The organism is Niallia sp. FSL K6-0212 (assembly GCF_038007605.1).
In the GTDB taxonomy this organism is placed as follows: domain Bacteria; phylum Bacillota; class Bacilli; order Bacillales; family Cytobacillaceae; genus Niallia; species Niallia circulans.
The window spans coordinates 3,782,252-3,797,136 of sequence record NZ_JBBOXL010000001.1 but is presented as its reverse complement, the minus strand read 5'-3'; the positions used below and the strand labels follow the sequence as shown (position 1 = coordinate 3,797,136).

Annotated in this window: 12 protein-coding genes; 7 read left to right on the top strand and 5 right to left on the bottom strand. The window is 35.5% G+C overall.

All coding sequences use genetic code 11. From position 1 onward, the window contains the following. Positions 1-52 precede the first annotated feature (52 nt). From MHH96_RS18035 to MHH96_RS18020, 4 genes are all read left to right on the top strand, one after another. Positions 53-652, top strand: a complete 600-nt coding sequence (locus tag MHH96_RS18035; protein ID WP_047940656.1) for a DJ-1/PfpI family protein — start codon at positions 53-55, stop codon at positions 650-652. A 167-nt stretch (positions 653-819) separates the two neighbouring features. Then, positions 820-1,635, top strand: coding sequence for a DeoR/GlpR family DNA-binding transcription regulator (locus tag MHH96_RS18030; protein WP_235844416.1), 816 nt, complete (start codon positions 820-822; stop codon positions 1,633-1,635). Between the two features lie 27 nt (positions 1,636-1,662). Then, positions 1,663-2,973: a UDP-N-acetylglucosamine 1-carboxyvinyltransferase gene (gene murA / locus MHH96_RS18025; RefSeq protein ID WP_047940657.1), complete on the top strand. Its 1,311-nt coding sequence runs from the start codon at positions 1,663-1,665 to the stop codon at positions 2,971-2,973. 304 nt (positions 2,974-3,277) lie between these two features. After that, positions 3,278-3,940 (top strand): DUF975 family protein, encoded by a 663-nt coding sequence (locus tag MHH96_RS18020; RefSeq protein ID WP_095257263.1) that lies wholly within the window; start codon positions 3,278-3,280, stop codon positions 3,938-3,940. Positions 3,941-4,362: 422 nt separating this feature from the next. On the opposite strand, the gene MHH96_RS18015 is transcribed toward MHH96_RS18020, so the two are convergent. Then, positions 4,363-5,253: a sulfite exporter TauE/SafE family protein gene (locus MHH96_RS18015; protein ID WP_341117807.1), complete on the bottom strand. Its 891-nt coding sequence runs from the start codon at positions 5,251-5,253 to the stop codon at positions 4,363-4,365. A gap of 113 nt (positions 5,254-5,366) precedes the next feature. On the opposite strand from MHH96_RS18015, the gene MHH96_RS18010 reads away from it, so the two are divergent. After that, complete coding sequence (locus MHH96_RS18010) at positions 5,367-6,254, top strand: LysR family transcriptional regulator (RefSeq protein WP_341117806.1); 888 nt, start codon at positions 5,367-5,369, stop codon at positions 6,252-6,254. Positions 6,255-6,478: 224 nt separating this feature from the next. Here MHH96_RS18010 and MHH96_RS18005 read toward each other — a convergent pair whose 3' ends face one another. Together MHH96_RS18005 and MHH96_RS18000 are read right to left on the bottom strand one after the other, a co-directional pair. Further along, entirely contained in the window at positions 6,479-8,677 is a 2,199-nt protein-coding gene (locus MHH96_RS18005) for an alpha-galactosidase (RefSeq protein ID WP_341117803.1), read from the bottom strand. Between the two features lie 73 nt (positions 8,678-8,750). After that, positions 8,751-10,697 (bottom strand): sucrose-specific PTS transporter subunit IIBC, encoded by a 1,947-nt coding sequence (locus MHH96_RS18000; protein WP_341117801.1) that lies wholly within the window; start codon positions 10,695-10,697, stop codon positions 8,751-8,753. 221 nt (positions 10,698-10,918) lie between these two features. Here MHH96_RS18000 and MHH96_RS17995 point away from each other — a divergent pair, with 221 nt between their 5' ends. Both MHH96_RS17995 and MHH96_RS17990 read left to right on the top strand, forming a co-directional pair. After that, positions 10,919-12,400: a sucrose-6-phosphate hydrolase gene (locus MHH96_RS17995; protein WP_144580019.1), complete on the top strand. Its 1,482-nt coding sequence runs from the start codon at positions 10,919-10,921 to the stop codon at positions 12,398-12,400. A 6-nt stretch (positions 12,401-12,406) separates the two neighbouring features. Continuing rightward, positions 12,407-13,384, top strand: coding sequence for a LacI family DNA-binding transcriptional regulator (locus MHH96_RS17990; protein ID WP_047940663.1), 978 nt, complete (start codon positions 12,407-12,409; stop codon positions 13,382-13,384). Between the two features lie 72 nt (positions 13,385-13,456). Here the strand turns inward: MHH96_RS17990 and MHH96_RS17985 are convergent, their stop codons facing one another. Beyond that, positions 13,457-14,356 carry an NAD(P)/FAD-dependent oxidoreductase gene (locus MHH96_RS17985; RefSeq protein ID WP_341117800.1) on the bottom strand — a complete coding sequence of 300 codons (900 nt, stop codon included), beginning with the start codon at positions 14,354-14,356 and terminating at the stop codon, positions 13,457-13,459. An 89-nt stretch (positions 14,357-14,445) separates the two neighbouring features. Continuing rightward, a complete protein-coding gene (locus MHH96_RS17980) occupies positions 14,446-14,862 on the bottom strand; it encodes an RrF2 family transcriptional regulator (protein WP_061796148.1) in 417 nt (138 codons plus the stop codon). Between the last annotated feature and the right edge of the window lie 23 nt (positions 14,863-14,885).

Below are 14,885 nucleotides of genomic sequence, written 5' to 3'. Positions count from 1 at the left end.
GTATAATAATAAGTAACTAGCTAGAATATAGCTTTAACGAAGGAGAGATAAAATGCAAACCGACCAATGGAAAATAGGGATATTTTTATTTAATGATGTGGAGGTATTAGATTTTGCTGGCCCGTTTGAAGTGTTTTCTGTTACAACAAGAGAGGATGGGTCTAAACCGTTTATAGTGCAGACTATTTCGGAAACGGGACAAATGATTCGAGCGAGAAATGGATTAAAGGTATATCCGGATTATAGTTTCCAAACGATGCCCAAGTTCGATCTTTTAATCATCCCAGGGGGACTAGGTGCAAGAGAACGAGAAGTACATAATAAAACGGTGATTAATTGGATTAAGGAACAAATGGAAGAGGTTCAATGGATGGCTTCTGTCTGTACGGGAGCGTTATTGCTTGCTGAAGCAGGGCTGCTTGATGGATTGAACGCGACAACACATTGGGCGAGCCTTACTAGGCTTGAGGAGGAATACCCACAAGTCAATGTGGTAAAGAAGGTGAAGTTTGTCGATGAAGGGCGCATTATTACATCAGGTGGCATCTCGGCAGGCATTAATATGTCCTTTCATCTTGTCAAACGTTTAGCAGGTGTGAAAATAGCGAAAGAAACAGCAAAAAGAATGGAATATGATGTGGAGCTTTCATAAAAACTGCTGTGCTTACACTGTAGTTTTTTATGAAACGAAAAATAAAGAAATTAGGAAAAGATTAATAATAGAACATATGTTTCGATAGGGTGAAAAAGGCATAATACGGAATAAAACGGAAGAAAAATGAAAAAAACATTTGACAAAAGTTAATGAAACGGAATAAGATGAATTTAGATTTTGATGGGAAAGGGAACAGTATGCTAGCGGAGGAAAGAAGAAAATTAATTTTAGAGATAATTTCAAGAGATGGGAAAGTTATTGCTAAAGATTTAGCAAGTAAATTTGAGATGTCTCTTGATTCCATTAGAAGAGACTTAACAATTATGGAAGAACAAGGAGTGCTGCAAAAAACATATGGTGGCGCCATTCTTTCTGAAGCAATACCTAAAGTAAGAACAATGCCGCAGCCATCAGCTATTCGATATGGAACGGCTGCCCCGCATGAAAATGCTATCTCCAAATTAGCAGCCTCTTATATTAAAGAAAATGATACTGTTTTTATTGGAGGAGCAGGTATACATTATGGAATGGTAAAATATTTGCCAACTGATTTCCCTTATACAATCGTTACAAATTCATTGAAAATTGCCGATCTTGTTAGAATGAAAGAAAATATAGCTTCTTATTTAATCGGAGGGAAATTAAGAGGATCTTCATCAAGTAGTATAATTGATTGTATTGCAATGGAAATGATGCGCAAATTTTCCTTGGATATTTGTTTTTTAACTGGAGGAGGAATTAATGCTAAAGGTATAAGTACCTCTACTCCTGAAGCAGCTGCATTTGCTCAGACAGTTGCCAGCGTTGCACAAAAAGTGGTCTGTTTAGCACCGCATGAAAAAATTGGTCATGAAATGTTTATGCAATCCGTACCAATCGAAGGAATTGATATCCTTCTCACAGATGTTGGTGCACCACAAAAAACGATTGATGAAATGAAAAAGAAACAACTAAAAATAAAATTTGCTGATTTACGTTGATTAGATAGATTGGAATAGGAGATTAAAATGAGATGGATGAATATAGAAGGACCTTCTAAACTGGAAGGATCCTTATCAGTACCTGGTTCGAAAAATAGTTCTTTGGCAATTCTAGCTGCTGCATGCTTAGCTAGTGAGCCTGTAACATTAAAGAACATCCCAAACATTGCTGATTTTAAAGTACTTCGTCAAATCGGAGAAGAAATAGGATGTATCATGGAGCGAGATAGCCGCGGGGATGTTTATATTGACCCTACTAAAATAGATAACCCGATAATTGAACCTGAAAAGTCAAGGAAGTTTAGAACAGCTTATTATTTCATTGGAGCATTACTTGCTAAATTCGGAAAAGTATCACTTGGCTATCCAGGCGGGGATGATTTTGTAAGCAGACCCATTGATCAGCATATTAAGGCATTCGAGAAAATGGGGGCAACTTTTACATTTTATGAAGATTATTATGTGGTGGAGGCTCAAAAATTAAAAGGGGCAACTATCTATTTTGATACGATTACATCTGGTGCGACTATTAATAGCATGATAGCAGCAGTATTAGCTGAGGGAGAAACGATTTTATTAAATGCTGCCAGAGATCCTGAAGTAACAGATACTGCATTGTTTTTAAATAAAATGGGTGCGAGAATTATAGGTGCTGGTACGGATACAATCAAAATTAAAGGTGTTAAAAACTTGAATGGATGCAGCTATACCGTAATTCCCGACAGGCTAATTGCTGGAGCTTTTCTTATTTCATCCGGGATTACAGGTGGAACGATCACTGTAAACGATATTATCCCAGAACATCTTACATCTTGTCTCACGAAACTGGAAGAAATCGGTGTCGGTTTGGAAATAAAAGAAAATAATATTACGTCATTTCTAGATGGTAGATTAAAAGCGTCGAGGGTAAGAACTGCTATGTTTCCTGGATTTCCAACGGATTTGCAGCAGCCATTAACCGTTTTGTTAACACAAGCACAAGGGAAAAGTATACTTCGAGAAACAGTTTATCCGAACCGATTTAATCATGTATACCAATTAAACAAAATGGGTGCAGCTATTGAAGTATCAAATGGGATTGCCCATATTAAAGGAAAGTCTGCTTTACACGGGGCATTAGTTCATGCTTCAGATGTCCGTGCAGGTATTTGTCTAATGTTAGCTGGAGTAGTTGCAGAAGGGACGACAACAATTACGGGAATTGAACATATTGAAAGAGGATATGATGAGGCAGTAGCGGCTTTTAACAGCCTTGGGGCGAAAGTCTCTTTACATCATTCAGATGAAATTACAAATGATCTATTAATGATGCAAGAATTTGAAAAAATAATGAGATAATAGATTTCTTCCTATTTTGATAGATAAATAGGAAGAATTAACTGACCAAAAAACCAAAGGGGTCTTTGTATAGACATCTTTGGTTTTTTATGAATGATTTAGCCTGTATATTTCAATCTGCAGCATCAAGGCACTTAATTCTTTTTAAAATATGAAAACAGTAGAAACTTTTCTATGGGATATTCGTATAGATAGGGGGAAATAAGAAATTTAGAAATTTTATTTCACCATATTTATCACTTAATTCTTTCTATTACAAAAAAAGTTATAATTAGAAAGATAGTCTATTAAAGGAGGATATATATTGAAAATTTCAGCAATTAAGCGTGAAGCAAGAGAATATTTGAAAGGAGAATGGGGGAAGGCAGTTGGACTCACATTCCTATATTTTATTTTAAGTGCAGGTGTTAATCTGTCGATTGAAATATACGCGAGCGGCGGATTTATGAATTGGATTTATCAAGATTATGCACCCCCGCAGGCGACGATACTAAATACTATTATTAGCCTTCTATTAATTCCTTTATCTATATCGATTGTATGGTTTTATCTTGACATTGTAAGAGAAAAAACCACAGAGATTTCTCAAGTTTTCACCATATATACAGACGTAAAAACAATGCTTAAACTAATTGGAACGTCTATTATGATTGGTATTTTTACTTTTTTATGGTCCTTATTATTATTAATTCCTGGTATTATTAAAGCACTAGCATATTCACAAACTTTTATGCTTTTAAAAGATCATCCAGAGTATTCAGTTTTCGAAGCAATTACGGAAAGCAGACGAAGAATGAAAGGCTATAAAGGAAAGTACTTTTTATTAAATTTAAGCTTTATAGGATGGGGCATTTTATGTTTATTCACATTAGGAATCGGTTTTCTATGGTTGGCACCATATATATATACATCTAATGCCACATTTTATCAGAATTTGATTGCTGACAATGAGAAAGAAACCATTTAATTTTTTTATAGACCAGAAAACACCATTCAACCTTGTGTTTTCTGGTTTTTTGATGGAAGCTGAATTTAATTTTTGAAGTTTTCTTCAATGAAAAATTATATTGAGCATATAAAAAACTAATAATAATTTTAAAATTATTAAGCAATTAAATTCAAGTGTCCATAAAGATACGATACAGTTAGTTAACAATAGATTGTGATAGATAATGATAAGGAATTTTTTTATTTTGTCTCACTATCTAGAGTATACTTTGTAATGAGATATGATTTGCTGAATTTTTAATTACTGTGTATAATATATATTATGTAAACTAGAATAAAAAGTCATTATAACCTCCAATTCTATTCTTTAGTTTTATAAAAAATTGCTGAAATTTTTAATCCACTATTTCTTTTCAACTATTACCAATTATGCTAATACAACTAAATTATTTTAACGATCATTTGCAGCATCAATGCACTTATAATAACCACCAAAAGAGTTTTTGCTGCTTTTTGAGAAACTTTAGGCAATACGAGTAATCCAATCTGTGATCCAATAATAGAACCAACTGCCATACAAATGGCATAATACCAATTAATAAAACCGTTCTGATAATAAATAATAAATCCTCCTGTACAGCTGCCAAGAATAATAACTCTTGTCATTTGCACAGCTTTTATATAGGTGAAATTACTTTTTAAATAAAATAAAATACTAAATGTGGCGGATCCTGGTCCAAATCCCCCATCATATGCTGCAATAAGGAAAGGGATGTATAATCTTTTCTTTGTTGTTTTTTGTTGTTTTTGCTTTTTATCTTGTTGTATAGTAGCAGTCCATTGTTTATTTTTTATTGTTACTATTAAGGCAAAACAAAGTAATGCAAACGCAATGATATTCATCGTTTCTTCCTGTATATTTGTAGTTACTAGTGCTCCCCCTATTCCACCTAAAACAGCGATTAGGATAGTAATTAATAGAAAGTGGACACTTAGCTGTTTGTTTCTTATTAAATAGAAAACACTAGAAAGTGCCGCAATTCCTGAGGAAAACTTATTAGTAGCAATACTTGTTTGAATGGGAATACCTGTTAACATCATACCAGGAACGGTAATTAAGCCACCCCCTCCTGCTAATGTTCCAATAAAGGAAGCTCCTAGACCAATTAACATTAATGTGAATAGTTGATAATTCCCCTCTCTTCTTCCTAAAAGTGCTGTTGCTAGTCCGATTGATACTAGCATGATTAGAATAATACAGAAAAAGATTTTTTGTCGTGTTATTTGTTTCTGTTGTAGTTTGCTTTCTTCTTTGATCATCGGTAAGTTCATGATTATAGGCTCCTTTTTACCATTTCTAATAAAAAGGTTATATAATTATAATAGATAAGTCTAATATATATTTCTTAAGGATGTATAAATATTATTTATAGGAGTGAAGATTAGTGAACCTTCATGCTCTTCGTATATTTATCACTGTTGCCTCTGCAAAAAGTGTTACAGATGCAGCAAGAGTTCTTTCTATTAGTCAGCCTGCTGTAACTATGCAAATCCGAAATTTAGAAAAAGAAACAGGATTGACATTAATTGAGTCTGCGGGAAGAGGAATTAAATTAACAAAGGAAGGAGAATTTTTATATAAGCAAGGGGAACGTTTATTTGATTTAGAAAGAGATATTGAGGGGAAAATAAACCAACTGAAAGCTGGAATACTAGATAATATCAAAATAGCATCCACATATTTACCGGCTAATTTTTTATTACCTTCTCTATTAGCAAAATTGAAAATAGATAATCCTTTACTCCATATAGAGTTATATAGTGGTAACTCAAACGAAGCGATTGAGAAATTACTCCGCTATAAAGTAGATTTAGCTCTTGTTGTAAAAGAACGGTGGGAGCAACCAGAATTGCATCTCACACACATAATGGATGTTGATTTTTGGTTCATCGTTCCGCGAAAGCATAAATTTGCTGGCAAAGAAATTTCATTTTCACAGTTGGTTCAAGAGCCATTTTTAGTAAGAGAAAACGGAAGCTCAACAAGAGACATGTTATATTCTTTGTGTAAAATTCATGGTGTGAACCACCCTCCTGTTGGATTGCAATTTCACGGCTTAAACGAATCTATTCATTCAGTTATTGCTGGTTATGGAGTCATGTTAGCTCCTTCTCTTGCAGTTAAGGAACATGTGCTTCGTAAGGAAGTAGGTGTGGTTAAGGTGAAAGGAGTTGAAATTAAACGGCCAATATTCCTTTGTAGACGCAATGAAAACGTAGAGCTTTCCCCTCTCGTCAATCAATTACTGCATGCACTAAACAATATGGATTAAACGAACTAATATTGGCGTTTTTAGATGTTTGATGAGGTTAAGTATTTTAGCTTTCGCTTGAATACGTTTGCTTTCCAAGGAACGAGTGGTGAGATTCCTCTTATTAATCTCATCATTGGAATCTCACCAGCCCCGCTAATTCCTTAGGAATCTAGATAGAAATATCATTAATAGAAAATTAGTGGTTATTTGATATTTTAATCCTTATTTATCCCCCTCTCTATTCAGGTCTCATTAGTTTGCGGTTCTACTTTCTCAAAGTGATAAATCAATGTTTTGTAATCTTCCTTCACGCGTGGAATGGTCACTCCTGCATAGTTAAGCTCACTGCCTGAATATAGTCTTCCGGTTGCTAAATCCTTATAGATTGCAAGATTTTCCAGATAATAAACAGGGAGATAGTTAACTGGCACAGCAGGCCGTGCTATCCCGTTAAAATAAATAATCATCGCTTCTTTTTCATTTTTAAACATCCAAGCACTTTCGAAATATTCTCCTGGCGCTTTCAATCGATAAAATTTTCCGAACTGAAAAAGCTTTCTCTGTTGTTTATAAAAAGATATTTGGTTTTCTATTTCTCGTAGTTCCTCTTCCACTGCTTCTGTTAAATCTAACTCGTATCCAAGATTGCCACTCATTGCAACCCTTCCCCTTGTTTCTAGTGAAGTGATCCTTCCCACCTGATGGTTAGGCACGGTAGAAACATGTGCTCCCATCATAATCGGAGGATAAAGCAAACTATATCCATATTGAATTTTTGTCCTGCATAACGCATCTGTATTATCGCTTGTCCAAGTCTGGGCCATATAATGCATCATTCCAGGGTCAAATCTGCCCCCTCCGCTTGAGCAATTTTCAAATAGTACATTCGGAAATTGCTTTACTAATGTATCGAGGATTCGATATAAACCTAGTATATATCGATGACTAATCTCCCCCTGCTGATCTTTAGGAAAAGCGGTACTGCCAATATCGGTTAAATGTCGGTTCATATCCCATTTAATATAATCGATTTTGCCTGTTATTAAATATTTCGATAATACATTTATTAAAAACTCTTGTACTTCTGGATTAGATAAATCTAGGACTAACTGTCTTCTTCCTTCTATGGGCTTATATCCATGGGTATGGATAACCCAATCAGGGTGCGCTTTAAATAGCTCACTATTTGGGGAAATCATTTCTGGTTCGAACCATAAACCAAACTTCATTCCTTTATTTTTCACCGTCTCGGCTAAACCAGCTATCCCGTTTGGCAGTTTATCTTTATTCTCCATCCAATCACCAAGGGAGGAAGTATCGTCATTTCGTTTTCCAAACCAGCCATCATCTAATACAAACATTTCTATGCCTATTTGTGCTGCAGCCTCCGCTAATTTCTCACTTTTTTCTTCTGAGATATCAAAATAATTAGCTTCCCACGTATTTAATACAATTGGCCGCTCTTGATTTCGAAATGACTTAGGGCAAAGATACTGTTGATAAAGTGTATGGAAAGTATGACTCATCTCATTTAACCCATGATTAGAATAAACCATCACAGCTTCTGGGGTATCAAAGCTGCCCCCAGGTGAAAGCTTCCATGAAAAACCTTCCGTATTTATGCCAAGTTGTACACGTGCTGAACCATATTGTTCTACTTCGACTTGTGCTTGGAAATTCCCGCTATAAATGAGATGAAATGCACGTACTTCTCCGCTGAATTCATCTGTATTTGGATTTAAAAGTGCTAAAAACGGTTGATGCTGTGGACTGCTTACACCACGAGTACTTTCTATTTTTTGAATTCCATTTTGCAATTTCCTTCTACTTATGTTTGCTTCATTTGTATGAGATCCGTAAAGAGTTAATAAATCAAAAGTAGCTGCCGCGATATCTACTTGAAGACTTCCGGCATTATCAAGGAATACATCTTGTTGCCCGTGATTAAGAAAAGCCACATGTCTTGTTATAACCGGCAGTTGTTCATAAAGATGATAGTAAAGCTTCATTTCCAGCTGCTGAAGATCATCATATAAAGTAATAATTAATGTCGTAACAGTAGTATCCTCTCCTTCTAATGTAGGTAAACCTTTCAGTGGCTGTTTCCCGGATAGGATATCAAATTTCTTAAAAATAAAATCAGTGCGTGTTTGATTGGTATGCGAACGTATTGTATAATTCGCGATTCGATGATCACCGCTTTGTTGTGTACTTGTTTCCAGAGGTAGTGCGTTTAAGCTAAACACTCTCTCTTCAGGAAACGGATTAGTGGCAAAGCCGCGATCTATCATTTGAAGCTGAGTGCTTCCATTAAAACTTTCTAGTCTTCTTCCCCAATATCGATGGCAGACATATTTATCTTTTTCTATGGAGAGGACATAACTTATTTGCTTGTTTTGTAAATGAAGTGTCTTGCCATCCTTTTCAAGAAATATAGGCAATGAAGTACCTCCTTGCATACGTTTTTCTATCTATACCAGTCTATTTCACTCATTAAATATTAAGGATCGAACATTATTTGCTTTCTGATTGTATTAAGGTTAAAGCTTTATCTCCTACCTTAATATCTGAATCCTTAATACTATTAATCTCTAAATATTCAAAAGAATTTGTGACAATCATCATCACGGTAGAATCAAACCCTGCTTCTTTGATTTTCGCCATATCAAATTCTCCTAGCAAGTCTCCTTTCTTCAACTTTTGACCTTGCTTTATATAGGTTTTAAACCCATCCCCTGCCATTTTTACTGTATCTATCCCGATATGCAGAAGAATTTCTGCACCTTTCTCTGATTGAATTCCATATGCATGGTTAGAATCACTAGTAACTGTCACAACTCCATCGATTGGAGCATAAATTTTTCCTAAACGCGGAATAATGGCAATTCCTTTTCCCATTGTACCAGAAGCGAAAACAGGATCATTTACACTCGTTAAATCAACCGCTTTCCCCTCAACAGGTGCCGTAATCTCTTCACTAAATGCTCTTTTTCTATTAATCGTAGTATCTGTTTCAGATGTTTCAGTACCTTGAGAATTAGAAGATGGAACATTCAATTTTTTTCGTCCATAAAGCATTGTAGCTGCAAAAGCGAGCACAAAACTAATAACAACTCCAATCATAAACATGGGAATTGCTTTTGGGCTGATAGCGATAAAGCCAATTATTCCTGCAGGACCTAAAGATACATTACGCACTCCAGTGAATCCCATAAATGCTGCTCCTATACCTGCTGCAACAAGGCCGATAAAAAACGGGAATTTAAGTTTTAAATTAACCCCAAATAATGCTGGCTCTGTTATTCCTAACATTGCTGAGAAAGAAGCTGAGGACGCTAATCCCTTTTGCTTTTGGTTTTTTGATAAGAAGAAGATCGCTAAACATGCTGCTCCTTGTGCTACGTTAGCAGCTGATGCGATTGGAAATAGAAAGCTTCCTCCTGTTTTTGCAATATCCGCTAGCAATTGTGTCTCTATTGCTGGGAAGGATTGATGCAATCCTGTTAATACAACTGCAGAATATCCCAATCCAAATAAACCATAACCAACTCCACCAAGTGTATTAATTAACCAGAGTAATCCATCTGTTAATTGATTGGAAACACCGCGTAATAATGGCCCAACAAATGCAAATGTGACAAAACCAGTAATAATTACGGAAAACAATGGTGTGAATGTAAAATCAACTGCATTGTTTAAATGCTTATGGAAGAACTTTTCAAGTGTTGCCAAAATCCAAGCTACTCCAATCACGGGTAATACTTGGCCTTGATAGCCGGCTTGAGCGATATGTAAGCCGAATACATCCCAATGTGGCATCTGCCCTGTAGCAACAGCTTCTGCTACCCCATAGCCATTTACCAGTTCAGGCATAACAAGCATCATCCCTGCTGCTGCTCCCAGATAAGGATTTCCGCCAAAACGTTTTGTTGCAGAAAAACCAATTAAAATTGGTAAGAAGGCAAATGGTGCAGAGGCCATTAAGTTGACGATTTCTGCAAAACCTTTAATACCGGGGACCATTTCAACAATAGATTTTGGCCCGAATAAACCTTCTCCTGTTAAGACATTATTTAAGGCCATTAGCAGCCCGCCTGCAACTAAAGCTGGAATTAGCGGAACGAAGATATCGGATAAGAGCTTTACTAATTTCATGACAGGATTCGTTTCCTTTTGTGCCGTTACTTCTTTTAAATCAGCTTTTGTTGCTTCACCAACACCAGTGATGCTGATTAATTCTTTATACACTTCATTTACGTCACCAGGACCAACGATAATTTGGAATTGACCATTCGCTTCAAATGTTCCTTTTAAATCTGGATCATCATCTAAAGCTTTTTGGTCAATCTTTTTTGTTTCTTTTACAACAAGTCTTAATCTAGTTGCACAGTGTGTAGCAGCAATTAAGTTATCTTCACCCAACGCTTTGGCTACACGTTCAGCTACTTCTCTGTGTTTCATGTGAATTCCCCTTTCTATTAAATCGCTTTCAAAACCTTTTGCACGATTAATTTAACATCGTTTTTATTTTATGTCAAACGTTTATCATAAAAATTTATTTGATTTAAATAATTATAATAAATGTAGTTAAATTAAATAGGAAAACGTTTGACATATTTTTGAGAACGTTTTAAAATGCCCTTAAGTACACTTATGAACTACAATGAAGGAGTTTTAATTACATGACAGATATTGTTAACAATTGGACACGAGATCTTAGATATAAACCCTATTCAGAATGGGACATTGACTATAAGAACGCTTTAAGTAAATCAGTGGAAAACTCCAAGTGGCGTACTGGGTATCATATTGAGCCCAAAACCGGTTTGTTAAATGATCCAAATGGCTTCTCATTCTTTAATGGGAAATGGCAGCTCTTTTTTCAGTACTATCCTTTCGGAGCTGTACATGGTTTAAAAAGCTGGTATCACTTAGAAAGCAAGGATTTAATACACTGGGAAGAAAATGGGATTGCCCTACAATCTGACAATAATTATGATTCACATGGGGTTTATTCAGGTTCAGCTTATCCCATTGATGAAGACAAGCTCTTCCTTTTTTACACTGGAAATGTTAGGGACAAAGATTGGAATCGATACAGCTTCCAAAATGGGGCTTTTATGTATAAAGACGGAACCATTCATAAATTTCCTAAACCATTGATTAACCAGCCAAATGAAACAACAGATCATTTTAGAGATCCGCAAATTTTTTGTTATCAAGATCAATTGTATATGATTATTGGTGCTCAAAAACAATCAGATAAAAAAGGGGCTATCTTTCTCTACAAAGCATTAGAAAATGATATTAAAAATTGGACATTGGTTAGTGAATTAGCATTTTCTGATCAAGAACTTGGCTTTATGATTGAATGTCCGAATCTTATTTTTATTGAGGAGGTACCTGTTCTCTTATTCTGTCCACAAGGATTATCTAAAAAAATTCAATCATATGAAAATATTTATCCGAATATGTATACCGTTGGAGAAGCGTTTGACCCGGTTAAGGCGGCAATCACTAAGACAACAAATTTGCAAAATCTAGATGAAGGCTTCGATGTCTATGCAACACAAGCATTTAATGCTCCTGATGGCAGGGCCCTTGCGATTAGTTGGATTGGATTACCGGAAATTAATTATCCGACAGATAAAGAAGGTTATCAAGGTTTATTAAGTTTAGTGAAGGAACTTACATTACAGGATGGGAAGCTAAAACAATATCCAGTTAAAGAAACAATTAAATTGCGTGAAATAGAGAATTCATTTTATGAGTCATTTGACGCGAAGACCAATCGATTTGAACTTGAAGTAAGCGTACCCGCAAATGAAATTGTGAAAATATTGCTCTTTTCAAATGTAGATAAAACCCGTTATTTAGCCTTTACACTCGATTCGGTAAATGGTAAAGTTTCTGTAGACAGAGAATATGCTGGCCAACGTTTTGCGCAAGAATATGGTTTCCAGCGAGAAGCATATGTTTCGAAGAATACAGAAATTAAAGTAAATATATTTGCTGATACCTCCGTTTTTGAGTGCTTTGTAAATGAAGGAGAACGAGTTATTACAGGGCGTGTTTTTCCAGATGAATCACAAACATTTATTTACCTGCATTCTAAACGTAATCTCAGCGGTACAATATGGAGACTAAATAATCAGAAGAGGTAAATTAAAATGGTTGCAAAATTAACCGATGTAGCCAAATTAGCTGGGGTGAGTCCTACGACGGTCAGCCGTGTTATTAATAAAAAAGGCTATCTATCAGAAAAAACAATTGCTAAGGTTCATGAAGCAATGAGAGAGCTTCATTACCAACCAAATAATCTTGCTCGCAGTTTGCAGGGGAAGTCCACAAAGCTAGTTGGATTAATTTTTCCTGCTTTGAATAATGTCTTCTATGCAGAATTGATTGATCATTTAGAACGAGAACTTTTCCGTGCAGGGTATAAAACAATCCAATGTAATAGCGAACATAATTCGGATAAAGAACGGGAGTACATTCAAATGCTCCAAGCAAATCAAGTAGAAGGAATCATTGCAGGTGCACATAATTTAAACCATGATGATTACACGAATATCAAGGCCCCTATTATAAGCTTTGACCGTTTCCTTGCACCTAATATTCCCATTGTAAGCAGTGATAACTATCAGGGCGGTGTTTTAGCGACACGCTCCTTGCTCAACCATGGTATCCAAAAAATAATCATGTTAACTGGAAGCAATGATGTTAAATCACCAACCTATTTACGGACAAAGGGCTATATAGATGAAATGAACAATGCTGGTTTACAACCAAGAATATTTTCCATAAACGGAAGCTTTACTCCCTTGAGAAAATCGGTGGAGATAGCTAAAATTCTTAAAACAGAGCAGCCAGAGGGAATCTTTTGTTCAGATGATATGAAAGCACTTTTAGTTATAAATGAAGCGGAAAAACTTGGTTTAACATCACCACAAGATTTTAAACTAGTCGGATATGATGGAACTTCCTTTATAGAGGATTATTTCCCTAAACTAACTACGGTGAAGCAGCCTCTCGGAGAATTGGCTAAGCTTTGTGTAGAGCTTCTTATTCAAAAAATAGACGGAGTAAATGATCAGGAAGACCGTTATGAAATCCCCGTAAAACTAATTAGCGGGCAAACAAGTTGATTTTCGCCTTGTTTGCCCGTTTGTTTTCTCATGTTTATGAATGTCTTGCTAAAACAAGTATTTATTTCTTAATTAAAAGCCCTCATTAATTAAGTCAGCTATTACTCCTGAAGCAGCTTTGCTTCCCTGGCTTGCAGCGTTTATCAACTGTGGTGGTGTTAATAGAGTATTATCTCCACTTGCGTATACTCCTTCTATATTTGTCCGCCCAAGAGCATCGGTTTCCACTCCACCCATCTTATTTAATATACATCCAAGTGATTCAGCAAAGGGAACGGCTTGTTGAAGTTCGGCTGTGACAAAACCACCTTCTCTATCGATCTCTTCCCCATTTTTAAAGATAATCTTTTGCAATTGTCCGTTATCGCCTTGCAGTCTGTCTATCTCATGTGCGATTACTTTAATATTTTTGTTATTTAGCGTGTCAAGTTGCTCATTCGTAAGTATCTTCTTGCCGTTTGTACAAACGATAATGTTTCTACTCCAATTAAAAAGCAATTTGGTTAAATGAAAAGTATGATCATTTTTTTCTGCCAATACTGCTAAAGCTCGATCTTTAAGTTCCCAACCATCACAAAAAGGACAACTAAATATGCTTTTTCCATAAAAATGATGCAAGCCAGCAATATCGGGCAGAATATCAATCAGTCCAGTAGATAATATAATTTTCTTTGCCTGATAAGATTCATTTTGATCGGTAAAAATGGTGAAGTGTTTATTTACCTTTTTAATGTCTGTTACTCGCTGGCTTTTAAAGGATACATCGGGATATTTTTTTAATTCTTCTTTCCCAATTTGTTTAAATTGGGAAGGCTTAATACCGTCTCTTGTTATGAAGCCATGTGATTCTTGGGTAACGGAATTTCGAGGTTTATCGTCGTCGAATACGATCGTCTTCATTCGTGCTCTTCCAAGAACAAGTGAGGCATTTAAACCGGCGGGTCCTCCACCTATAACAATACAATCTAACAATGCTTATTCCTCCTTTTAATAACATATATTAAGGACTCTTAATATCCGTAATTAGACTAAAAATAAAGATGAGTTATCACCTTTATTTTTTACTTAGCATTATGTTCAATTTGATTAGCAATATCGCGTATATATTTTTGGCTTAAATGTTCACGCATCTTTGTTTCAGCCTCTAACATGACATTTTCAATTAAGCACTCGCCATTTTTTCTATTATCATGCTCTAATGAACAGCTAAACAAAGATGTGTTTCCCTCAATAGCCGTAATTACATCTAAAAAGGAAATTTCCTCGGCACGTTTTATAATACGATAACCACCATTAACACCTGGTGTTGATTCAATTAAGCCAGCTTTAACAAGTTTAGTTAAGATTTTCGATAGATATGTTGGAGATAAATCTTGGATTTTAGCTAATTGATCTACCCCTACAGCTTTCCCTTGTGGTGCAAGTGTCAAATATACCATAGTGTGTAATGCATAATTCGTTGCTCTTGAATACTTCATAATACTACCTCTTTACGGATATA